The organism is Paraburkholderia dilworthii, from assembly GCF_000472525.1.
Classification (GTDB): domain Bacteria; phylum Pseudomonadota; class Gammaproteobacteria; order Burkholderiales; family Burkholderiaceae; genus Paraburkholderia; species Paraburkholderia dilworthii.
Genome location: NZ_AWZT01000009.1, coordinates 1 through 22,134, shown reverse-complemented (window position 1 = coordinate 22,134; position 22,134 = coordinate 1). Strand labels below are relative to the sequence as shown.

The window sequence follows — 22,134 nt, the reverse complement described above, 5'->3', positions numbered from 1 at the left end:
GCAATCCGGAGGCCGAGATGGCTCATACAGCGCACACCGATCACTTCGACAACTTCGCGGAGTTTTATCCGTACTACCTGAGCGAGCATCGCAATCTGATCTCACGCCGGCTGCATTTCGTGGGATCGCTCGGCGTCATCGGCTGTCTTGCTATGGCGCTTGCCACCGGCGCCTGGCTGTGGCTGCCCGCCGCCGTCATCTGCGGATACGGCTTTGCCTGGGTCGGACATTTTTTCTTCGAGAAGAACCGGCCGGCAACTTTTCGTCATCCGCTCTACAGCCTGATGGGCGACTGGGTGATGTTCAAGGACATCTGCGTGGGCAAGATTTCGTTGTAGCCGGGCGGCGGATAATTCCGCCGCTTTGCGCCGCGTCTAGGCCGCCTGATGCGGCATGGAGGAAGTGCCGCGCTCGTTCTCCTGGGCCTCGGCCGCGCGTGCGGCAGCGCGGGCCGCAAGCAGCGACGCAAGCGTCACCTTGAGTTTGTCGTTCTCGAGCGCCGCGAGCAGCGTGCCGGCGTCCACGCGAGTGGACGGGAGTTGAAGCTGATACTCCAGCTCTGCGCGATCCATTACAAAGAGGTCGTACAGTTGCTGGACGGTGATCTGCGCCGGATTCGCCAGCAGCAGGAAGTGCGGGCGCAAGCGATCTTCCTCCAGCTGCGCGATCCATTCGATTTCTTCGAGCTTTTGCAGCAGATTGATGGTGGTATCCATATCGCGGCGAAGCATCCGCGAAAGCTCGGGCACCGTATAGCCGCGCTTGCCGGCGTCGCGCGCTTCGCACAGCCGCGCAAGCAGTTCGAGCGAATCGAAGAGATTGCTGCCTTCGAAAGTCGGGCGATGAAACTGACCGATACGGATCGCCGGCAACGCTGACGCGATCATCGCGCCCGCCAGCGTGATGAACCAGCACAGGTACATCCACAGCAGGAAAAGCGGCACCGCCGCGAATGCGCCGTACACGGCGGTGTAGGTGGGAATGCGGCGCACGTAATAACCGAAGCCGCGCTTGGCGAGCTCGAAGGCAATCGCCGCGGTGACGCCGCCGATCACCGCATCGCGCCATTCCACGCGGCAGTTCGGCAGATAGACGTAGAGGATCGTGAACGCAAGCGCCGTCAACGGCAACGCCGCGCCCGCGAGTGCCCACTCGATGACCGGCGTCATGCGCTGCGCGGCGCTGAAGGTCATTGACTGCGTGAACAGATACGACGAGATCGAAAGACTCACGCCGATCAGAATCGGGCCGAGCGTGATGATCGCCCAGTAGACGAGGATGCGTTGCGCGATGGGCCGCGCCTTGCGCACGCGCCAGATCACGTTGAACGCGGATTCGATCGTCATCATGGTCATGACCGCCGTGAGAAACAGCAGCACCATGCCGATGGTGGTCAAGCCCTTCGCCTTCGCGGCGAACTGGTTCAGGTACTTGAAAATCTGGCTGTTCAGCTGCGCGGGCATCAGGTGATCCGCGAGGAAGAACTGCAGCGACTCCTGAAACGAACTGAAGAGCGGAAACGCGGTGAAGAGCGCAAACGCGACGGTGGCGAGCGGCACCAGCGCGAGCATGGTGGTGAACGTGAGGCTGCCGGCTACCTGTGGAATACGGTCTTCGCTGCTGCGCTTCGCGGCGAACTGAGCGAGCCGCTTGAGCGTGTCGAGATCGAAACGCACCCTGGACAACAAACCTGCCTCCTTGCTTCGTCGAACGTGTTTCAGGACCGCATTGCAGAACCGTGTGGAGTTGCTTGCGCGAGCCTGGCCGAATGGCTATCGAATGGCCGTGAATCGTTGGGAACGGCCTGTAGAGCGGACCCAAGCCCTATAATACCCGTTCACCGATGAGGCTTATGAAAGACATTCTTGTGCTCTATTACAGCCGTCACGGCGCCACGCGCGAATTGGCGCTAGCGATCGCCCACGGCGTCGACAGCGTTCCCGGCATGCAGGCGCGCGTACGGACGGTGCCGGCAGTCTCGACCGTCTGCGAAGCGACGCAGCCCGACATTCCCGCCGAAGGACCGCCGTACGTCGAACTGCGCGACCTCGAGGAATGCGCGGGTCTCGCGCTCGGCTCGCCGACCCGCTTCGGCAACATGGCCGCTTCGCTGAAGTATTTCCTCGACGGCACGACGCCGCAGTGGCTTTCCGGCGCACTCTGCGGCAAGCCGGCCTGCGTGTTCACAGCCACCGGCAGCCTGCATGGCGGCCAGGAGTCCACCCTGTTATCCATGATGCTGCCGCTGCTTCACCACGGCATGCTGATCGTCGGCATCCCGTACACCGAAAGCGCGCTGAGCACCACTCAGACCGGCGGCACGCCGTACGGCGCATCGCATTTCGCTCGCGCGGGCAGCGCCGCACAAGGCATTTCCGCCGACGAGAAAACGCTCGCCATCGCGCTCGGCGCACGCGTCGCGCGCACGGCGGCATCCATGAGCGAACGACCGTGAACAAGCCGAACGGTCATGCAAGTGAAGGCGTAAGCGCGAGCGTTGACGCGCGCACGGCGGCGCGTGTCGACCCGGCGATCGAACTGCATGCCGACGCGCCCGCGCACACGGAAGCTTCCATTGGAACGCACGGCGAAGCGAGCACCCTGGCGCAGACACACGCGCGCATCAATGCGCACACCGACGTGCACACCGAAGCTCCGATCAAAGCCAACGCCGACACGCACAACGAACCGCAAGAATCCGCCGTCGCAACGCACATGCCCGCCCCGCACTTCGCGCCGCGGCCAGCGCCACAAAAACGCGGCGCGGCATCCGGCGCGACGGCCGCCCTCATTGCACTGATCGCGTTATCGATCGCATGGGAATGGTGGCTCGCGCCGCTGCGCCCTGGCGGCTCGGCGCTGGTGCTCAAGGCTTTGCCACTGCTGCTGGCGCTGCCCGGCGTGTGGCGTCAGCGGCTCTATACGCTGCAATGGGCGTCGATGCTGATCCTGCTGTACTTTGCAGAAGGCATCGTGCGCGGCTGGAGCGATCGCGGCTTGAGCGCCCGGCTCGGCTGGCTCGAAGCCGCGCTGACACTCGTCTTTTTTGTCTGCACGCTGGCCTTCGTCGCGCCGTTCAAACGGGCGGCCAAGCGTGCCGCGAAGCTGCGCCGCGAACCTCCTGGAAGCGCGGACATCTCAACGTGACGCGCCTCACTACTCAGCCCAAACCCGCTGATCGACCGACATGACTCAAACCGCTTTCCTCACTGCCTGCCGCGAAACCATCGGCGCCGCCCATGTGTTGACCGACGCGCACGACACCGCGCCGTACCTCACCGACTGGCGCCGCCGCTACACCGGCGCGGCGTGCGCGGTGCTGTGTCCGGCTACGCCAGAAGAAGTCGCCGCGCTCGTCAAGCTGGCCGTCGAACACGGCATCGCGCTCGTGCCGCAAGGCGGCAACACCGGTCTCGCCGGCGGAGCCACGCCCGATTCGAGCGGTGCGCAGGCGGTCGTGAGCTTGCGGCGTCTGAACCGCGTGCGCGACATCGATCCGCACAACAATACGATCACGGTCGAAGCCGGCGTGATTCTCGCGGAAGTGCAAAAGCGCGCCGAGGAAGCCGGCCGCCTCTTTCCTTTGAGCCTTGCCGCCGAGGGCAGTTGCACGATCGGCGGCAACCTTGCTACCAACGCGGGCGGCACCGGCGTTCTGCGCTACGGGAACACGCGCGAGTTGTGCCTCGGTCTCGAAGTGGTCACGCCGCAAGGCGAGTTGTGGGACGGTTTGCGCGGACTGCGCAAGGACAACACCGGCTACGATCTGCGCGATCTGTTTATCGGCGCGGAGGGCACGCTCGGCATCATCACGGCGACCGTCCTGAAGCTGCATCCGCAGCCGGCCGCGCGCGTGACGGCGCTCGCCGCGCTCGCATCGCCGCATGCCGCGCTCGACTTTCTGTCGCTCACACAAAGCGTCGCCGGACCGCTTCTGACCGGTTTCGAACTGATGTCGGATTTCTGCCTGCGGCTGGTTGGCCGGCACTTCGAGCAGATGCGCTATCCGTTCGCCGAGCCCCACGCGCAAATCGTGCTGTTGGAACTTTCGGACAGCGAAAGCGAGGACCACGCACGCGCACTGTTCGAGCGTCTGATGGAGAAAGCGCTCGAAGACGGCGTGGTGCAAGACGCGGTGGTCGCCGAGAGTCTCGCGCAATCGCGGGCGTTCTGGAATCTTCGCGAACACATTCCGCTCGCACAGGCGGAGGAAGGGCTGAACATCAAGCACGACATTGCGGTGCCGATTTCGCGCATCGGCCACTTCATCGAGGAAACCGACGCAGCCGTCGCACAGGCCGCGCCGGGTGCGCGCATGGTGACGTTCGGCCATCTCGGCGACGGCAACCTGCACTACAACGTACAGGCGCCCGAAGGCGTGGACGCCAGCGCGTTCCTTGCCGAGTACCAGAGTCCGATCAACGAGGTCGTCTATGACAGCGTGCACCGGCATCGCGGCAGCATCAGCGCGGAACACGGGCTAGGTCAGTTGAAAATCGACGAGGCCATGCACTACAAACAGAACGTCGAGGTCCAATTGATGCGCGCAGTCAAACGCGCGCTCGATCCGCTGAACCTGATGAATCCGGGCAAGGTGCTACGCTCGAATTAAAGCAGCAACTTCACGTTCAAGCCCTCGCCCGCCGCTACCGATGCGGGCCACTCGCAGGAGCCCTATCCGTGAAAATTCGCGTGCTGTCCGATCTGCATCTGGAGAACGACGAGCCTGAACTGATACCGCACGCGCAGGCGGATCTCGTCGTGCTGGCCGGGGATATTCACAATCATGCGGCGGGGCCGCGCTGGGCCGCACAGACTTTCGACGGTGCGGTGCCGGTGGTCTATGTGCCCGGCAATCACGAGTACTACGACGGCGAGTTCGGGGCGCTGGAAAGCGCGCTGCACGACGCGGCCGCGCAGGTCGACAACGTGCACGTGCTGAATAACGCCGCGCTCGTCGACCCGCAGGGCCGCTGGCGCGTGCTGGGCACGACATTGTGGACGGATTTCGCGCTGTTCGGCGCGGACGGCGCCGCGCTCGAGGAATCGATAGAGGCGTCGCGGCGGGTGATGCTCGACTTCCGCGGGCTGATCCAGATGAACTGGCCGCACAATTCACAGGACTGCGAGCAAGGCTCCGCGCGCGACTTCACGCCCGGCGACTCGCTCGCGCTGCACCGCCAGGCGCGCGCATGGCTCGAGAACGAGCTAGCGAAACCCTTTGCCGGTCAGACCATCGTGGTCACGCATCATGCGCCGCATCGGCTGAGTCTTGCAGAGCGCTATGCGCAGGATCGCGTGTCCGCAGGATTCGTCAACCACTTGCCGGAACTGGTACGTGCGCCCGTCGCGCTATGGATTCACGGACACACGCATACGCCGTTCGACTACACGGTGAACGGCACGCGCGTGGTTTGCAACCCGCGAGGCTATTTCGACCGCCGCAGCGGGCAGTGGGAAAATCCGCAGTTTGCGTGGGACAAGGTTGTCGAGATCTAGCGCGGCGCCATTGACGGCGGCCGGCTGACCTTCACGCGCCGATTGCCGCAAATCGAACGACTACCGCCCGCTCCGCGGTTGGCCGGCATCAGGACGCTCGACCTTGACCGGTGCAAGTTGCGGCTGCTGTTCGCGCAGGCGGCGCAGCAGGTCGCGAGATGCGGCAATGCCGATCAGTCCGAACATGACGGCGACGCCGATCATCAGATGCGTATCCATGAAACCCTCGTCCTTCAGTGATTGGGATTGCCGAATCGTGGCGGCGGAATGAACGCGCCGGTCTGGGCGACAGCGCGTCAACGACACGGTATCAAATCGATTTCAGCCCGGAAGTAAGGAAATGTTGCGGCGCGGCGCGCATGTAACAGCGCGTTGTCTGAGCGCTGCGGCTGCCGGCCGCCCCGCAAGCCGCACGATCAACGGCAATCCGCCTCGACGTCCCGAACCTCCCCACGCTCACGTCCGCGCAAACTGCCGCAACTCCGCCTGATCGACGGCAAGCGTCGCCGGAAGCTCGTCGCGCAGATGTTCGATCCACGTGCGGATCTTCGCGTCCAGATACTGCCGCGACGGATACAACGCGTAGAGATTCATTTCCTGCGATGTGTATTCCGGCAGCAGCCACACCAGCGCGCCGCTACGCAAGCCGCTGATCGCCGAGTAGATCGGAATCAGCCCGACGCCCATGCCGCTCGCCACGGCAACGGCCATCGCCTCCGCCACATTCACCTGGAAGGTCGCCGGGCCGAGCGTGATGGTTTCTTCGCCGTTCGGGCCGTCGAAGGCCCATTTGTCCGGCGGAAACACCGGCGTCACCATCTGCAGACATGTATGGCGCGCGAGGTCGGCGGGCGTCTGCGGCACGCCGTGCTTCTCCAGATAAGCCGGCGACGCGCACGCAATGCTGAACGCGCTGCCCAGGCGCTGCGACACCAGCCCCGAATCGGGCAAGCCAGTGGCAAGCGTAAGCGATACGTCGAAACCTTCGTCGAGGAGATCCGGCATGCGCTGCGCGAGCGTCAAGTCGACATGCACGTCCGGGTAACGCTCCTGATACCGGCCCACGGCCGGCACGACGTAATGCTGGCCGAAGCTCGTCATCGCGTGGACCTTCAGCTTGCCTGACGGCCGCGCATGAGCGTCGCTCGCCTCGGCCTCCGCCTGGTCGACATACGCGAGGATCTGCTCGCAGCGCTGCAAATAACGTTCGCCCGCCTCGGTGAGTGCAATGCGGCGCGTGGTGCGGTTCAACAGGCGCGTGCGCAGATGCGCCTCCAGATCGGACACCGCGCGCGACGCGTAAGCCGTCGTCGTATTCAGGTGCTGCGCAGCACCCGTAAAACTGCCCGCTTCGACGACGCGGACAAATACGCGCATGTTTTGAAGCGTATCCATGACTTTCCTTGGTGATCGGCAGCGATTGTTACATGTTTTGCGACAGCGATTATCTCAGTCTTCGTAAGAATGCCTTGCATCTTTACCGGTTATTCCCCAATCGATCAAAAAATATAATTGGCAACTTGCTTCTATAGCCACATCTGGAGGGAATCGTGCAGTCTCCGGGACACAAAGGGATCGCCGCAGCTGCGGTTCTTACGATCCTATTAACAATTGCCGGCTGCGCAAGTACCGGAGGCGTCGCCCCGCAAGCGAGCGGCACCGACCCGGCCTCGCTCGATGCGGGCAACGCCATTCGTTCGGCCGACGCCAACGCGCAGTGGCCCGCCGCCGACTGGTGGCGCGCCTACAACGATCCGCAACTCGACGCATGGATCGAGGCCGCGCAGGCGAACAATCCGAGTCTCGCGGCCGCTCAGGCGCGCGTGCGCGAAGCCATGTCGATGGCCGGCGTCGCGCGCTCGGCGTTGTCGCCGCAAGTGGACGGTCATCTGTCGATCCAGCGCCAGAAATGGGCCGACAACCTTTACTACGGTCCGGGGCCGCTCGCCGGCGAGCAGTCGTGGAACAACACGGGCACCCTCGCGCTGTCGTATCACCTCGACCTGTGGGGCAAGGACAAAAACGCCGCCGAGCGTGCACTCGACGCCGCGCACGCCCGCGCCGCCGATGCCCGCGCCGCCCAACTGGAGCTGCAAGCCAACGTGGTGCGCACGTACATCGAGATGTCGCTCGATTACGCGCTGCTCGACATCGCCCGCGGCACTTTCCAGCAACAGCAGCAAATCGCCGACCTGGCGAAGCGGCGTCTGAAAGGCGGCATCGGCACGCAACTCGAAGTGAGCCAGGCCGAAACGCCGCTGCCGGAATACGAACGTCAGATCGACGCGATCGAGGAAAAGATCGCGCTCGGCCGCAACCAGTTGGCGGCGCTGGCCGGAAAGGGCCCGGGCGCAGGCGACTCGATCCAGCGGCCTGTGCTGTCGCTTGCCGCGCCTGCCGGCTTGCCGAGCGCGCTGCCCGCGGAGCTGATCGGCCATCGGCCGGACGTGGTCGCCGCGCGCTGGACGGTGGCGGCGCAGGCGCGCGGCATCGACGTCGCGAAGGCCGAGTTCTATCCGGATATCGATCTGCTCGCGTCGATCGGCGGCTATGCGGCGATGGGGCCGCTGTTCCAGTTCCTGAAGAATCCGTCGCATAGCTGGAGCGCCGGTCCGGCGCTGTCGCTGCCGATTTTCGACGGCGGCCGGCTGCGCTCGCAGCTCGGCGCAGCGTCGGCCGGTTACGACGAAGCCGTGCAGCGGTACAACCAGTCGATCGTCGGCGCGCTGAAGGACATCTCGGATCAGGTCATTCGCATCCGTTCTCTCGCGACGCAGGCCCAGGACGCCGACCGTTCGGTCGCCGCCGCGCGCAAGAACTATGAGCTCTCGCGTGAAGGTTATCGGCGCGGTTTGACCGATTATCTGAACGTGCTGATCGCGCAGAATCAGTTGCTGCGCGCGCAGGAGGGCGTGGCGAAGATCCAGGCCGAGCGGCTCGGCGCACATGCGTCGCTGGTCACAGCGTTGGGCGGTGGACTCGACGAGCCGGCCAATGGTCCGCAAGCAGACGAAACGCTGCCGGGGCATGGCAAGGACAAGGGCAAGGCTGCCGGCGAAAATGGTAGCGCGACTGGCGGGAGCCGGGCGGTTGCGCCTGCCCCCGGCACAGCCGAAAGCGCGCCGACTCGTACGTCTTCAGTGAGTCGTGCCAACAACAGCGCGTCAACCCACGCGGCATCGGCCAGCCACACCGACTCGGGCAACGCCGCAATGGCGCAAGCCTTTGCCGCCACCCGCCGCGACCCATCCGCCGCCAGACCCTCCACAGAGGCGAGCGCCGCTGGCATCGGCGCCGCGGCGTCCAGGTGAGGAAGCGAGCCATGTCAGCCTCCTCTTCTGCCGCGTCACGCCCGGGGTCGTTCTCCGCCTGGTACTCGGCCGCCTCCGACTGGGCGCGTACCGACGGCCTCACCTGGATCTATCTGTTCAAGGCCCTCGCCGCGTGCTTCCTCGCGCTCGGCATTGCGATGAAGCTCGACCTGCCGCAGCCGCGCACCGCGATGACCACCGTCTTTATCGTGATGCAGCCGCAAAGCGGCATGGTGTTCGCGAAGAGCTTCTACCGCATTTGCGGCACACTCGTCGGCCTCGTCGTGATGCTTGCGTTGATCGGGCTTTTCGCGCAGCAGCCTGAACTGTTCATCGTCACGACGGCGATCTGGGTCGGCATCTGCACCGCCGGCGCCGCGCGCAACCGCAACTTCCGGTCGTACGGATTCGTGCTCGCCGGATACACGGCCGCGCTAATCGGCATCCCCGCTTCGCAGCATCCCGATGGCGCATTTCTGAGCGCGCTCACGCGCGTCGCCGAAGTCGTGCTCGGCATCGTCTGCGCGGGCGCGGTGAGCGGCCTCGTGTTCCCGCAGTTCGCCGGCTTGCAGATGCGCAGCACCGTGCGCGCGCGTTTCTCCGCGTTCGTCGAATACGTGTCGGCGTCGCTCGCAGGCCGCAACGACCGCGCGCAGATCGAGGCGACCAATGCGCGCTTCGTCGCCGACATCGTCGGGTTCGAGGCGGCGCGCAGTGTCGCCGTGTTCGAAGGCCCGGATTCGCGGATGCGCGGCGGTCGTCTCGCGCGGTTGAACAGCGAGTTCATGACCGCGTCGACGCGCTTTCACGCGCTGCATCAGCTGATGAACCGTCTGCGCGACGCCGGCACGCACGGCGCGGCCATCGCCATCGACGCGCTGGAGCCGTACTTCAAGGAGATCGCGCCCTTGCTCGCGAAGTCCGGCGAGCCGGTGCTGAGCGCGACCGACGCCGCCCACGCCGCCACGCAACTGGACGCATACAAGGCCGAGTTGCCGCGCCGCGTGCGCGCGACCCGCGCCGCGCTCGAAGCGCATCCCGACGCGCCGCTGCTCGACTTCGACACCGGCGCGGAGTTGCTGTACCGCTTCATCGACGATCTCCATGCTTACGCGGCCACCTACGCGTCGCTTGCCGTCGACACCCACGAACGCGAGCGCTGGGTCGAGCGTTACCAACCGAAGACGAACGCGATCGCCGCAGGCGTCGCCGGCTTGCGCGCGGCTCTCGTGATGGCGGTGCTCGGCGCGTTCTGGATCGCTACCGCGTGGCCGAGCGGTTCCACGTTGACGCTGAACGCGGCGGCGGTGTGCGCGCTGGCGTCGTCGTCGCCGGACCCGAAACGCACCGTGTTCCAGATGGCGGCGGGCACGCTCGTCGCCTCCGTGATGGGCATGCTCGCGGTGTACGGCGTGTTCCCGCATATCGACGGGTTTGCGCTGCTGTGCGCAGCGCTCGCGCCGTTCCTGCTGCTTGGCGTCTTCATGACCACGCGGCCCGCGCTGGCCGGCTATGGCGTCGGCTACTGCATCTTCTTCTGCTTTCTCGCCGGCCCGGACAACGTGATGCACTACGACCCCAGCGCCTTTATCAACGACGCGATGGCGCTTGTGCTGTCGATGCTCGTGTCGTCGGTCGCGTTCGCCGTGCTGCTGCCGCCGTCCACGCCGTGGCTGCGCAACCGGCTGCTCGTCGACTTGCGGCGCCAGGTTGCGCTGGCAAGCCGTGCGCACCTGCGCCGCGTGCGTTCGCGCTTCGAGAGCGGCGCGCGCGATCTGATGTTCCAGATCAACGCGCTCGCAAAGGACGACCCGGCAGCAAGGCGCGACACGTTGCGCTGGCTTTTCGCGGTGCTCGAAGTGGGCAACGCGCTCATCGACCTGCGCCGGGAAGTGGCCACGCTGCCCGCCGCCGAGCGTTACGCGAAGACAACGCCGTGGCGGCTCTCGCTGCGCGCAATGTGCGATGCGCTGAGCGCGCTGTTCGAGCGGCCGCGGACGGACCGCTTCGAGCGCGCGCTTAGTGCGACGACGGACGCAATCGACGCCGTCCAGTTGCTGCTTGCCGCCTTCACGCCGCCGCGCGAGGAGCGCCACCGACTGCAACGCATCCTGAGTCAGTTGCATTTCATTCGTACCGCGTTACTCGATCCCCAATCGCCGCTCGAACCGTTGATGAGCGCACGAGCCGACGCGTCAGAAGGAGTTCGCCATGCCGCGTGACATTGCCGTTTTCGACGCCTACGTGCCCACCATCGTGCTGCTGTTCATCGCGGGCGCCACGCTGACCTGGGTACTGGATCGCGTGATCGCCTATACGGGCGTGTATCGCGTGGTGTGGCACCCGTCCCTGTTCCGGGCCAGCCTGCTCGTATGTGTGTGCGGCGTGCTTGGCCTCGCCGTTTATCGTTGATCAGAGTCGAAACATGACCATTCGAAATCTTGTTGGCTTCGTCGCGACAGCCATTGTTTTTATCGTCGCGATCCTGCTGGGACGCGTGTTGTGGGTTCATTACATGGACGAACCGTGGACGCGCGACGGACGCGTTCGCGCCGAGATCGTCAACGTCGCGCCGGACGTTTCGGGCGCCGTCGTCGATCTGCCGGTGAAGGACAATCAGCTAGTGAAGAAAGGCGATCTGCTGATGCAGATCGATCCGTCGCATTATCAGATCGCCGTCGAACAGGCGCAGGCCGCGGTGGCCGCGCGCAAGGCCGAATTGCAGATGAAGCGCGACGATGCAAGGCGTCGTGCGGACATGGATTCGCTCGTGGTGTCGAAGGAAAGCCGGGAGAATGCGACGCATACGGCGTCGGCCGCCGAGGCTTCGTATCAGCAGGCGCTCGCCGCGCTCGATGCCGCGAAGCTCAATCTCGCGCGCACGCGGGTAGTGTCGCCGGTCGACGGCTACGTGACGAACCTCAACGTGTTTCGTGGCGACTACGCGACGGCCGGCGCGGCGAAGCTCGCCATTGTCGACAGTCACTCGTTCTGGGTCTACGGCTACTTCGAGGAAACCAAGCTGCCGCACGTGCATATCGGCAACAAGGCCGAAGTCCGCCTGATGAGCGGCGGCACGCTGGAAGGCCACGTGGAAAGCATCTCGCGCGGCATCTACGATCGCGACAATCCGCAAAGCCGCGAGCTGCTCGCCGATGTCAACCCGACGTTTAACTGGGTCAGGCTCGCGCAGCGTGTGCCGGTGCGCGTGAAGATCGATTCGGTGCCCGACGGTGTGGTGCTGGCGGCAGGGATTACTTGCACGGTGGTCGTGAAGCCAGCTTGAGCGGCACGCTGCGCGCCCGGCTCGTGCCCGCCGGGCGCACTACCAGCCCCGCCACTCCAGCGCGTGCTACAACCTGAACTTGCCCACCATCTGCTTCAGGCCATGCGCCTGATCGTCGAGCGATCTCGCAGCGGCGGTTGCCTGCTCGACAAGCGCCGCGTTCTGCTGGGTGCCTGAATCCATCTGCGCGACGGCGAGATTGATTTCCTCGATGCCTGCGCTCTGCTCCGAAGAAGCCGCGGAAATCTCGCCCATGATGTCGGTCACGCGCTTCACGGCCTTGACCACTTCGTCCATCGTTTGGCCGGCGTCCTGCGCGAGCGTCGAACCGTTGCTCACGCGCTCGACCGACGTGCTGATCAACCCTTTAATCTCCTTCGCCGCAGCGGCGCTTCTCTGCGCGAGGTTGCGCACTTCGGCTGCGACCACCGAAAATCCGCGGCCTTCCTCGCCGGCCCGCGCCGCCTCGACCGCCGCGTTCAGCGCCAGAATGTTCGTCTGAAACGCGATTCCCTCGATCACGCCGATGATATCGCCAATGCTGCGCGCGCTGTCGTTGATCTCGTTCATCGTCGCGACGACGCGGCTCACCACTTCGCCGCCCTTCTCCGCGATCTCCGAAGCGTTGTTGGCCAGCGTGCTCGCCTGCTTCGCGTTGTCGGCGTTCTGCCGAACCGTCGAGGTCAACTGCTCCATGCTCGTCGCGGTCCGCTCGAGCGCCATCGCCTGCTGCTCCGTGCGCTGGGACAGATCGAGGTTGCCCATCGAAATTTCGCTGGAAGCGGTGGCAATCGCGTCCGCGCTCGACGCAATGTCGGACACCGTAGTGGCGAGACCGCTTTGCATGTCGGAAAGCGCGTATAGCACGCTCGATTTGTCCTTGCGTCCGAGAGCAATGTGGTTCGACAAATCGCCCGCCGCGATCCGGCTCGCGATTTCCTTCGCGTACGCGGGCTCGCCGCCCAACTGGCGCGCAAGGCGCCGCACGACCCACTCGCTGATGCCGGCGGCGAGCACGATCAGCCCGACCGTCATCACCGCGAGCATGACGAACGACGAGTGATAAATGAAACTGGAGGCGTCGATCGTCGCCTTCGCGGCGGTGCCGCGCTCCGCGACGATTTCGTCGACGAGCTTTTCGAGCTTGCCGGTCTCGACCAGCAGCGACACGTCCTGCGTGCCGACCTGCCAGTTCATCTGCGACAAGTCGAGCGGCTGCGCCTTCACGAGCGTGACGAAATCACGCAGGTGCGCGCTCCACACCGTGACCGCCGCGGCAAACTTCTTCTGATGCTCGACGGCTTTCGCATCGGATTTTTCGACGTACTGTTGCAGCGTGCCGAGTTCCGTTGAAAGGCCGCTCAAGCCCTTGTCGATGTCGGCGCCCAGTTCGTCGCGCTCCTTGGCGGTCGTCGCCGTCAACAGCATTTTTTGCGCGCGGCTCGCACGCAACATGTGGCCGCGGGCTTCTTCCGCGGCGCGGCTCGCGACATGGCCCTGATCGTAGATGGATTGAGCGGACGCGTTCAGGCGGCTGATCTGAGTAAGGGAAAACACGCCGATCGCCAGCGTGCCGATCAGCAGCACCGCGAATGCGAGGCGCAACATCGTTTTGACCGACAGCCCCTTGAGGCTCACCACCCGCGAGCGGCCGCCGCTTCCCCCCTTGCCGCGCGAGGGCAACCTGCCCGCCGCCTCCCCATCCGGCACGAAACCCGCGCCCGTCCGACTGCCCAGCGAAACTGCTTTCATATTCCCCGTCCCCACGTTTAGAACTGCCGCAAAGGTCTGTTCCCGGCATTGCTTCTTATCTCTCCGGGTCTACGGCATCGACGTCCGCGATCTTTAGCGCGGTTCGTGAAATGCCGATCGTAATTGCCCGGTCCTCGACGCGCGGCTTTGTGAGCGCGCGTCCGCGCCCGTTTTATACATGGCCAAAAATCGCGGCAGCGGGTTTAACTGGAATGCTTGCCTGGCGTTTATTGCCATGCGGCCGCTGGCGACCTGGCACTGCCATAGCGCGGACAACGCCCCGCCGCTGCGCCGGGACAAACCCAACCGTTGGGCTTGATGTCCGAATCGCGACAAAACTTGTCCTTACAATTCGCACAAGCCACATTAAACTGCGACAAATAGCTGAGCACACGTGACGCCGCGTCGTTATGCCGCAACGACGCAAGCCCCACATCGCGACGTGCCGCCAGCCAGGAATTGCCCCTTCCTTTTTCTTTCTCCAAGCGTATGGAAACCAGCCTCGATAAACGCGCACTTGCCAGCGCGTCAGCCGCAACCGGCACCACCGCCACTGCCACCGCCGCGGGCTCGACCGCGCAGCCGGCCGCGGCAGTGCAGCGTACGGTTTACTCCGTGCTCGGCGCGATCAGTTTTTCGCACCTGCTCAACGACATGATCCAGTCGTTGATTCTCGCCATCTACCCGATGTTGAAAGACAACTTCTCGTTGTCGTTCGGACAGATCGGCCTGATCACGCTGACCTATCAGATCACCGCGTCGCTGCTGCAACCGCTTGTCGGCATTTATACCGACAAGCATCCGAAACCCTACTCGCTGCCCGTCGGCATGGGGTTCACGCTGGCCGGCCTGCTGCTGATGTCGATGGCGCCCAATTTCGGCGTGCTGCTGGTGGCGGCGGCGCTCGTCGGCTGCGGCTCGTCGGTGTTTCACCCGGAGTCGTCGCGGGTCGCGCGCATGGCTTCGGGCGGCCGTCACGGACTCGCGCAATCGTTGTTTCAGGTCGGCGGCAACGCGGGATCGTCGCTCGGTCCGCTGCTCGCCGCGCTGATTGTGATTCCGCACGGCCAGCGCAGCATCGCGTGGTTTTCGGTCGCGGCGCTCGTCGCGATCGTCGTGCTCACGCAGATCGGCCGCTGGTACAAGCAGCATCCGTCGGTGAAAAAAGCGCGCAGCCTGACCGGTCATGCAACGCTGTCGCGCAACCAGGTGATGTTCGCGATGGGCGTGCTGATCCTGCTCGTGTTCTCGAAGTACTTCTACCTCGCGAGCATCAACAGCTACTTCACGTTTTATCTGATCGACCGGTTCCATCTGCCGGTGCAGGCCGCGCAGATTCATCTGTTCGTATTCCTCGCGGCGGTGGCCGCGGGCACGATGATCGGCGGTCCGATCGGCGACCGGATCGGCCGCAAGTATGTGATCTGGGTGTCGATTCTCGGCGTCGCGCCTTTTACGCTGCTACTGCCTTACGCGAATCTGTTCTGGACTGGCGTGCTGACGGTGATCATCGGCGTGGTGCTGGCCTCGGCGTTCTCCGCGATTCTCGTCTATGCGCAGGAGCTGATTCCCGGCAAGGTCGGCATGGTCGCGGGGCTCTTTTTCGGCTTCGCGTTCGGCATGGGCGGGATCGGCGCGGCGGTGCTCGGGGAACTGGCCGATGCCACCAGCATCGGCTACGTGTACAAGGTTTGCTCGTTCCTGCCATTGATCGGCGTGCTGACGGTGTTTCTGCCGGATGTGGAAGGCAAACGCGCGAAGACGTGAGGATTTCCGGTCCTGCGGATGAGAAAAAGGCGCTACGGCGCCTTTTTCTTTTCTGCCCGTGCCGCTCATGGTGAACCCGCGTTGTCCGGCGAGCGGCGCGTACTCTATGCTTCTTCAACACGCGTCGCTTTGCCGCCCTCATGCGGTGGCCGCGCGCGAGGTCTGCCCCTGTTCGCTCACCCAGCATCCGAAGGATCGCCGCAGATGACCCGCTACCGCGATTTCCACCGCCGTTCGATCGAGAACCCCGAGGCATTCTGGCGCGACGAGGCGCGGCGCATCCATTGGGAAACGCCGTTCGATACCGTACTCGACCGCTCTAACCCGCCGTTTGCGCGGTGGTTCGTCGGCGGACGCACGAATCTGTGTCATAACGCGGTGGACCGGCACCTCATCGAGCGTGCTCAGCAGAATGCGCTCGTCTATGTGTCGACGGAGACCGGCATCGAGCGGCGCTATACGTATGCCGACCTGTACGCGGAAATCAACCGTATGGCGGCGGTCATGCGCTCGCTCGGCGTGAAGCGCGGCGACGTGGTGCTGCTCTATCTGCCGATGATCCCCGAGGCACTCTTCGCGATGCTCGCCTGCGCGCGCCTCGGCGCGATTCACTCGGTGGTGTTCGGCGGATTTGCCGCGCCTAACCTGGCCGCCCGTATCGACGACGCGAAGCCGGTGCTGATCGTGACCGCCGACGCCGGCGCGCGCGGCGGCAAGGTGATCGACTACACGCCGCTGGTCGACGAAGCGCTCGCACGCGCAAGCCATAAAACGCCGCGCGTGTTGCTGATCGACCGGCAACTCGCGCCCGAGCGCCTGAACGCAAACTATCTGGTCGATTACGAACCGCTGCGCGAACAGTTCTTCGACGCGCACGTGCCGTGCGAATGGCTCGAATCGAACGAGCCTTCATATGTGCTGTACACGTCGGGCACGACCGGCAAGCCCAAAGGCGTGCAACGCGACGTGGGTGGCTACGCGGTCGCGCTCGCGGCATCGATGGAATACATCTTCGAGGGCAAGGCCGGCGACACCATGTTTACGGCGTCGGATGTCGGTTGGGTGGTCGGCCATAGCTATATCGTCTACGCGCCGCTGATCGCGGGGCTGACCACGCTCATGTACGAAGGCACGCCGATTCGCCCGGACGGCGGGATCTGGTGGCGCCTCGTCGAGCAGCACAAGATCAATCTGATGTTCACCGCACCGACTGCGCTGCGCGTGCTGAAGAAACAGGATCCGGCGCTGTTGAAAAACGCCGACCTGTCGAGCCTGCGCACGCTGTTCCTCGCCGGCGAGCCGCTCGACGAACCGACCGCCTCATGGATCGCCGGCGCACTCGGCAAACCGGTGATCGACAACTACTGGCAAACGGAAACCGGCTGGCCGATGCTCGCGATTCCGCGCGGCGTCGAAGCGCTGCCGACCAAGCTCGGCTCGCCGGGCGTGCCGTCGGCTGGTTTCGATCTGAGCCTGCGCGACGAGCTGACCGGCGAACCCTGCCCGCCCGGCGAAAAAGGCGTGCTCACGCTGAATTACCCGTTGCCGCCGGGCTGCATGTCGACCGTTTGGGGCGACGATAAGCGCTTTGTCAGCACGTACTGGTCGAGCGTTCCGAACCAGCAGGTTTATTCGACCTTCGACTGGGGCATTCAGGACCAGGACGGTTATGTGACGATCCTCGGCCGCACCGACGACGTGATCAACGTCGCCGGCCACCGGCTCGGCACGCGCGAGATCGAGGAGGCGTTGTCGAGCCATGCGGCTGTGGCCGAGGTGGCGGTGGTCGGCGTGGCGGATCCGGTGAAGGGTCAGGCGGCGATGGCGTTCGTGGTGTTGCGCGACGCGCAGGCTCACGCAAATGCCAACGCACGCGCGAAGCTGGAGGCGGAATTGACGGCGACGGTCGACCGTCAGCTTGGCGCGATTGCGCGGCCTTCGCGGGTGGTGATCGTGTCGATGCTGCCGAAGACGCGCTCGGGGAAGCTGCTGCGTCGGGCCATCGCCGCGCTTGCGGAAGGACGCGAGCCGGGCGAACTGCCGACTATTGAGGACCCGGCCGCGTTGCAGCAGGTGCGGGAGGGGTTGGGTGGGGCGGGGGGCGGTTGAGGGTTTCGGTTGAGAGCTTGGGCGTGGGCGTGCGCTTAGGACTAGGCCCTACGACCTTCGAGCGTTCTAGCCTTGCGCGTACGTCTCGGTCTCGGGGCGGGCCACCGGCACTGGCAATCTGCCCTTCGCAGCCAACTGGCAAACGCCTCGCTCAAATCAACCCGCGCTGCGCGCTTGCAAGAACCGCGTGAGGATCGCGTTCGAATAAGCGCCGGCGATCTCCGTGAGAAACGAGACGAACGACGCCGGCGCGTGGTCGTCGGCGGTATCGGAAATGGTGCGCACGACCGCGCACGGCACGCCGTATTCATGACAGACCTGTGCGATGGCCGCACCTTCCATCTCGACGGCGAGCGCGTCCGGTAACGCGTCACGCAAAGCGTTGACGCCCGCGGCACTCGCCACGAACTGATCGCCGCTGATAATCAACCCGCGATGCACGCGCGGCTCACGCGTGCCGAAACGCGCCGCCGACGCCGCGCCCTCGTCCACGATAAAACGCTCGCAGGCCGCGGCGAGTTGCGCGGCCAACGTCGCATCGGCGGCGAAGCGCGACACGCCTAGCAACGGCACTTCGAAACGCGGAAAAAGCGGCGACGCGTCCAGATCATGTTGCAACAACGCATTGGCGACGACGATGTCGCCGACGCGGACCTCCGCGCCCACACCGCCGGCGACGCCGGTGAACACGACGCCCTCGACATCGAATGCGTGAATCAGCGCGCTGACTGTTGCCGCCGCCGCGACCTTGCCGACGCGCGCGAGCGTCACGACGCACGGCGCGCCGTGGACAGTGCCGATGTGATAGTCGCGCCGACCGTGCGTGATGGTGCGCACGCCGGATTCCGCGCGCATCGCGTCGATCAGGTCACCGAGTTCCTGCGGCAACGCCGCGAGGATGCCGAGCGGTTGGCGCGTGGACGAGGCGCCGCGGCTGTCGGGATCGTTGCGAGGCTTGTCGGCGCCTGCGGTCCGTGCGGTCCGTGCTGTTCGTGCGGTGCCTGCGGTTTGTGCGATGCCTGCGGTTTGTGCGATGCCTACTGTTTGTGCTGTGCCTGCTGTGCCTGCGGTACCTCCCGTGCCTGCGGCACCGGCTCGCGCCCCAATCGCTGGCGACCCGACCGCTTCTGACGCGGCCCCTTTCATTCGACCGCCTGCAACTTGGCGACCGCGAGCGCGAGCCACTTTTCACCGTGGCGCTTGAACTTGACCTGCGCCTTTGCATCGGCACCGCCGCCTTCGAGCGCGGTGATCGTGCCTTCGCCGAACTTCGTATGAAACACCTGCTGACCGACGCGAAAGCCCGCTTCCGCCGCGCGCTGCTCATTGGCGAAGGCCGGCAACGGCGCCGCTACCGTCGACGCCCCTCCGCCGTAGCCCTGCTGACGGTCCGGCCGCGCAAACCAGTCGCGGCCATAGCCCGCGTTGTCCGAACGACCGCCCCAACGCGCGCCCGCCTCGACCTTCGGCGTGAGCCACTTGAGCGTTTCCTGTGGCAATTCGTCGAAGAAACGCGAGCGGATGTTGTAGCGCGTCTGACCGTGCAGCATCCGGCTTTGCGCGAACGACAGGTACAGACGCTCCTTCGCGCGCGTGATCGCCACGTACATCAACCGACGCTCTTCTTCCAGCCCGTCTGACTCCATCGCGCTGTTCTCGTGCGGGAACAGTCCCTCCTCTAGACCCGTGATGAACACCGCTGTGAATTCGAGGCCCTTGGCCGCGTGCACCGTCATCAGTTGCACGGCTTCCTGGCCGGCTTGCGCCTGGTTGTCGCCCGCTTCGAGCGACGCGTGCGACAGGAAACCGGCGAGCGGCGTCATCGTGTCCGGGTTTTGCGCGGGGTCGGCGATGCCGGGCGCGTCGAGCACGACCGTGTTCGGGTCGTCGGTCGCGACTGCCAGTTCGGGCGCGGCGGTCGCGCCTGGGCGCAGCGGAATCGAGCGCGCCGGCGTGTCCATCCCATAGCCCTCTTCGCTGACGAACGCGGCCGCGGCGTTCACCAGTTCCTGCAAGTTCTCCAGCCGGTCCTGACCTTCGCGCTCGTTCTGATAGAAGTCAGCAAGACCGCTCGTGCGGACCACGTACTCAACGGTTTCCGGCAGGCTCATCTGCTGCGTTTCCGCGCGCATCTTGCCGATCAGGTTCGCGAAGCTCGCGAGACTCGAGCCCGCCTTGCCGGCGACATACGGAATCGCCGCGGCCATCGAGCAGTTGTACAGGCGTGCCGCGTCCGCAAGCTGCTCGATTGACCGCGCGCCGATGCCGCGCGTCGGAAAATTGACGACGCGCGCGAACGCGGTGTCGTCGTTCGGATTGTCGATCAGACGCAGATACGCGAGCGCGTGCTTGACTTCCTGGCGCTCGAAAAAGCGCAAGCCGCCATACACGCGATACGCGATGCCCGCATTGACGAGCGTGTGCTCGATCGTGCGCGACTGCGCGTTGCTGCGGTAAAGAATCGCGATTTCGCTGCGCGACGTGCCGGTACTGATCAGCGCCTTGATTTCCTCGACGATCCAGCCGGCTTCCTGCGAATCCGTCGCGGATTCATAAACGCGCACCGGTTCGCCGTGACCGGCGTCGGTGCGCAGATTCTTGCCCAAGCGCCGCGAATTGTTGGCGATCAGCTGATTGGCCGCGTCGAGAATATGGCCGTGCGAGCGGTAATTCTGTTCGAGCTTGATGAGATGCCGGACGTTGAACTCGTGTTCGAAGTCGCGCATGTTGCCGACGTTCGCGCCGCGGAATGCGTAGATCGACTGATCGTCGTCGCCGACCGCGAAGATCGAATTCGTCTGGCCGGCGAGCAGCTTCAGCCACGCGTATTGCAGCTTGTTCGTGTCCTGAAACTCATCGACGAGAATGTGTTTGAAGCGCGCCTGATAATGCGCGCGCAGCGGCGGATTGTGCGCGAGCAGTTCATAGCAGCGCAGCAGCAGTTCCGGAAAATCTACGACGCCCTCGCGCTGGCATTGCTGGTCGTAGGCTTCGTATAGCTCGACGAATTTGCGGTTGAAGTTGTCGGTGGCGTCGACGTCTTTCGGGCGCAGCCCTTGTTCTTTCGCGTTGTTGATGAAGTACTGGAGATTTTTCGCCGGGTACTTTTCGTCGTCGATATTCAGGCCCTTCATCAGACGCTTGATCGCGGACAATTGGTCGGCGGTATCGAGAATCTGGAAGGTGGCGGGCAGACCGGCGTCGCGATGATGCGCGCGCAGCATGCGGTTGCACAGGCCGTGGAAGGTGCCGATCCACATGCCGCGCGTGTCGATGGGCAGAAGCGCCGACAGACGCGACATCATTTCGCGCGCAGCCTTGTTGGTGAAGGTCACGGCCAGAATGGTGGCGGGCGACGCAAGCCCGTGCTGGATGAGCCACGCGATACGCGTGATGAGCACGCGGGTTTTGCCGCTGCCCGCGCCGGCGAGAATGAGCGCGGGCTCGTTGGGGAGCGTGACGGCGGCGTGTTGTTCGGGATTGAGATTGGCTAGCAGGTCGGGCATTTTTTCGCAGGGACGGCGGGGTGTTCGTCATTATATGCCCCGGCGGGGGGTTGCTTTTTTTGGCCTGCTCGGCGGGTGTTGTTAGCTGTGGGAGTTGTTTGCGGTGGCGGGTTTTTCTTGATTTCGTGGTGGCCTTTCCTTTGGTTTCGTGGTGGCCTTTCCTTGATTTCGCGGTGGTCTATTGGTGTTGCCCCTGTGCGGGGCGGCACTTACTTTCTTTGCCGCCGCAAAGAAAGTAAGCAAAGAAAGCGGCTTTACACCGCCAGCTCATAAGTGGGTCCCCTGGCTTGGAAGAGGTAGTGGTGCATCTGGAATCTGTTCCCTCGCACATTCGGCGCTCGTGACAAGGTAGTCATTCTTCCAGCGGCGCTGCGCGCGCCGCAGCGGTCGTTCTTCGAAGCGGGTGCGCCGAGCCGTTCTCCGCAGCGCGCGGGCGGAGTCGTTCTGGAGATCGAGTGGGCGAAGACTGTCCGCGATTTGCGCGTGTCCTGAATCTTGTGTAAGAGGCCGTACGAGCTCCCGCGTCATTCAACGACGGCTTTCGATCCGTTCGTACCGGCACCTGCTCGTTCGGCCGGCCGCGTGCGATGTGATGCGAGGGCGCCAACTTAGCGCCTCCAGAGCGGAGCGAATAGCGCGCGCCGCGCCGAGGCGAAGCCGACGGCCCCCACCGCGCCTAACCGCGAGCGAGCGGCTTTGGACCCGGCCCTTCGGGCGAACACGGAGTGCGAGGCGGGACGTATGACTGCCTTGTCACCAAGGCTGAATGTGCGGGAACACGGATTCCAGCTGCACCACTACCCCTTCCAAGCCGGGGGATCCACCTACGAGCTGGCGGTGTGAGCCGCTTTCTTTGCTTATCTTTCTTTGCGGCGGCAAAGAAAGTAAGTGCCGCCCCGCACAG

17 protein-coding genes are annotated in these 22,134 nt (G+C 64.6%); 11 read left to right on the top strand and 6 right to left on the bottom strand.

The features are described from left to right. Positions 1 to 17 precede the first annotated feature (17 nt). On the top strand, positions 18 to 338 hold the full coding sequence (locus tag F759_RS0110680) for an Mpo1-like protein (protein ID WP_027799841.1): 321 nt from the start codon (positions 18 to 20) through the stop codon (positions 336 to 338). A 36-nt stretch (positions 339 to 374) separates the two neighbouring features. On the opposite strand, the gene F759_RS0110675 is transcribed toward F759_RS0110680, so the two are convergent. Next, entirely contained in the window at positions 375 to 1,688 is a 1,314-nt protein-coding gene (locus tag F759_RS0110675; RefSeq protein ID WP_084534238.1) for a YihY family inner membrane protein, read from the bottom strand. A 164-nt stretch (positions 1,689 to 1,852) separates the two neighbouring features. Here F759_RS0110675 and wrbA point away from each other — a divergent pair, with 164 nt between their 5' ends. The 4 genes from wrbA to F759_RS0110655 all read left to right on the top strand — a co-directional run bounded on the left by wrbA (position 1,853) and on the right by F759_RS0110655 (position 5,499). Further along, complete coding sequence (gene wrbA, locus F759_RS0110670; protein WP_027799839.1) at positions 1,853 to 2,455, top strand: NAD(P)H:quinone oxidoreductase; 603 nt, start codon at positions 1,853 to 1,855, stop codon at positions 2,453 to 2,455. A 260-nt stretch (positions 2,456 to 2,715) separates the two neighbouring features. Further along, positions 2,716 to 3,147, top strand: a complete 432-nt coding sequence (locus tag F759_RS37570; RefSeq protein WP_036024136.1) for a DUF2069 domain-containing protein — start codon at positions 2,716 to 2,718, stop codon at positions 3,145 to 3,147. A 40-nt stretch (positions 3,148 to 3,187) separates the two neighbouring features. After that, positions 3,188 to 4,612, top strand: a complete 1,425-nt coding sequence (locus F759_RS0110660; RefSeq protein ID WP_027799838.1) for an FAD-binding oxidoreductase — start codon at positions 3,188 to 3,190, stop codon at positions 4,610 to 4,612. Positions 4,613 to 4,680: 68 nt separating this feature from the next. Beyond that, positions 4,681 to 5,499, top strand: coding sequence for a metallophosphoesterase (locus F759_RS0110655; RefSeq protein ID WP_027799837.1), 819 nt, complete (start codon positions 4,681 to 4,683; stop codon positions 5,497 to 5,499). 60 nt (positions 5,500 to 5,559) lie between these two features. On the opposite strand, the gene F759_RS43275 is transcribed toward F759_RS0110655, so the two are convergent. Further along, on the bottom strand, positions 5,560 to 5,718 hold the full coding sequence (locus tag F759_RS43275) for a hypothetical protein (protein ID WP_167334018.1): 159 nt from the start codon (positions 5,716 to 5,718) through the stop codon (positions 5,560 to 5,562). Positions 5,719 to 5,955: 237 nt separating this feature from the next. Further along, positions 5,956 to 6,894 (bottom strand): LysR family transcriptional regulator, encoded by a 939-nt coding sequence (locus F759_RS0110645; RefSeq protein ID WP_027799836.1) that lies wholly within the window; start codon positions 6,892 to 6,894, stop codon positions 5,956 to 5,958. A 155-nt stretch (positions 6,895 to 7,049) separates the two neighbouring features. On the opposite strand from F759_RS0110645, the gene F759_RS37565 reads away from it, so the two are divergent. The 4 genes from F759_RS37565 to F759_RS0110625 are packed head-to-tail and all read left to right on the top strand — an operon-like array spanning position 7,050 to position 12,096. Beyond that, entirely contained in the window at positions 7,050 to 8,810 is a 1,761-nt protein-coding gene (locus tag F759_RS37565; RefSeq protein ID WP_244438809.1) for an efflux transporter outer membrane subunit, read from the top strand. 11 nt (positions 8,811 to 8,821) lie between these two features. Beyond that, positions 8,822 to 11,032, top strand: a complete 2,211-nt coding sequence (locus tag F759_RS0110635) for an FUSC family protein (protein ID WP_027799835.1) — start codon at positions 8,822 to 8,824, stop codon at positions 11,030 to 11,032. After that, the gene (locus tag F759_RS0110630; RefSeq protein ID WP_027799834.1) at positions 11,022 to 11,222 is read left to right on the top strand and encodes a DUF1656 domain-containing protein; all 201 of its coding nucleotides are present in this window, start codon (positions 11,022 to 11,024) and stop codon (positions 11,220 to 11,222) included. Before F759_RS0110635 ends, F759_RS0110630 begins: the two co-directional genes overlap by 11 nt. Before the next feature lie 13 nt (positions 11,223 to 11,235). Continuing rightward, positions 11,236 to 12,096 carry an efflux RND transporter periplasmic adaptor subunit gene (locus tag F759_RS0110625; RefSeq protein ID WP_027799833.1) on the top strand — a complete coding sequence of 287 codons (861 nt, stop codon included), beginning with the start codon at positions 11,236 to 11,238 and terminating at the stop codon, positions 12,094 to 12,096. 66 nt (positions 12,097 to 12,162) lie between these two features. Here the strand turns inward: F759_RS0110625 and F759_RS0110620 are convergent, their stop codons facing one another. Further along, the gene (locus tag F759_RS0110620) at positions 12,163 to 13,848 is read right to left on the bottom strand and encodes a methyl-accepting chemotaxis protein (protein ID WP_027799832.1); all 1,686 of its coding nucleotides are present in this window, start codon (positions 13,846 to 13,848) and stop codon (positions 12,163 to 12,165) included. A gap of 489 nt (positions 13,849 to 14,337) precedes the next feature. On the opposite strand from F759_RS0110620, the gene F759_RS0110615 reads away from it, so the two are divergent. Next, positions 14,338 to 15,615 carry an MFS transporter gene (locus F759_RS0110615; protein WP_027799831.1) on the top strand — a complete coding sequence of 426 codons (1,278 nt, stop codon included), beginning with the start codon at positions 14,338 to 14,340 and terminating at the stop codon, positions 15,613 to 15,615. A gap of 204 nt (positions 15,616 to 15,819) precedes the next feature. Next, positions 15,820 to 17,724, top strand: a complete 1,905-nt coding sequence (locus tag F759_RS0110610; RefSeq protein WP_027799830.1) for a propionate--CoA ligase — start codon at positions 15,820 to 15,822, stop codon at positions 17,722 to 17,724. Between the two features lie 156 nt (positions 17,725 to 17,880). Here F759_RS0110610 and F759_RS37560 read toward each other — a convergent pair whose 3' ends face one another. Together F759_RS37560 and F759_RS0110600 are read right to left on the bottom strand one after the other, a co-directional pair. Then, a complete protein-coding gene (locus F759_RS37560) occupies positions 17,881 to 18,870 on the bottom strand; it encodes a 5'-methylthioadenosine/adenosylhomocysteine nucleosidase (protein ID WP_244438808.1) in 990 nt (329 codons plus the stop codon). Then, the gene (locus tag F759_RS0110600) at positions 18,867 to 21,230 is read right to left on the bottom strand and encodes a UvrD-helicase domain-containing protein (protein WP_027799829.1); all 2,364 of its coding nucleotides are present in this window, start codon (positions 21,228 to 21,230) and stop codon (positions 18,867 to 18,869) included. Before F759_RS0110600 ends, F759_RS37560 begins: the two co-directional genes overlap by 4 nt. Positions 21,231 to 22,134 lie beyond the last annotated feature (904 nt).

What these genes read in the sequence shown, in the direction of transcription:
- F759_RS0110600 (WP_027799829.1), bottom strand. Translation starts at nt 21,230, where the DNA reads ATGCCCGACCTGCTAGCCAATCTCAATCCCGAACAACACGCCGCCGTC.
- F759_RS43275 (WP_167334018.1), bottom strand. Translation starts at nt 5,718, where the DNA reads ATGGATACGCATCTGATGATCGGCGTCGCCGTCATGTTCGGACTGATC.
- F759_RS0110625 (WP_027799833.1), top strand. Translation starts at nt 11,236, where the DNA reads ATGACCATTCGAAATCTTGTTGGCTTCGTCGCGACAGCCATTGTTTTT.
- F759_RS0110620 (WP_027799832.1), bottom strand. Translation starts at nt 13,848, where the DNA reads ATGAAAGCAGTTTCGCTGGGCAGTCGGACGGGCGCGGGTTTCGTGCCG.
- F759_RS0110610 (WP_027799830.1), top strand. Translation starts at nt 15,820, where the DNA reads ATGACCCGCTACCGCGATTTCCACCGCCGTTCGATCGAGAACCCCGAG.
- F759_RS37570 (WP_036024136.1), top strand. Translation starts at nt 2,716, where the DNA reads ATGCCCGCCCCGCACTTCGCGCCGCGGCCAGCGCCACAAAAACGCGGC.
- F759_RS0110635 (WP_027799835.1), top strand. Translation starts at nt 8,822, where the DNA reads ATGTCAGCCTCCTCTTCTGCCGCGTCACGCCCGGGGTCGTTCTCCGCC.
- F759_RS0110680 (WP_027799841.1), top strand. Translation starts at nt 18, where the DNA reads ATGGCTCATACAGCGCACACCGATCACTTCGACAACTTCGCGGAGTTT.
- F759_RS37560 (WP_244438808.1), bottom strand. Translation starts at nt 18,870, where the DNA reads ATGAAAGGGGCCGCGTCAGAAGCGGTCGGGTCGCCAGCGATTGGGGCG.
- wrbA (WP_027799839.1), top strand. Translation starts at nt 1,853, where the DNA reads ATGAAAGACATTCTTGTGCTCTATTACAGCCGTCACGGCGCCACGCGC.
- F759_RS0110645 (WP_027799836.1), bottom strand. Translation starts at nt 6,894, where the DNA reads ATGGATACGCTTCAAAACATGCGCGTATTTGTCCGCGTCGTCGAAGCG.
- F759_RS0110660 (WP_027799838.1), top strand. Translation starts at nt 3,188, where the DNA reads ATGACTCAAACCGCTTTCCTCACTGCCTGCCGCGAAACCATCGGCGCC.
- F759_RS0110615 (WP_027799831.1), top strand. Translation starts at nt 14,338, where the DNA reads ATGGAAACCAGCCTCGATAAACGCGCACTTGCCAGCGCGTCAGCCGCA.
- F759_RS0110630 (WP_027799834.1), top strand. Translation starts at nt 11,022, where the DNA reads ATGCCGCGTGACATTGCCGTTTTCGACGCCTACGTGCCCACCATCGTG.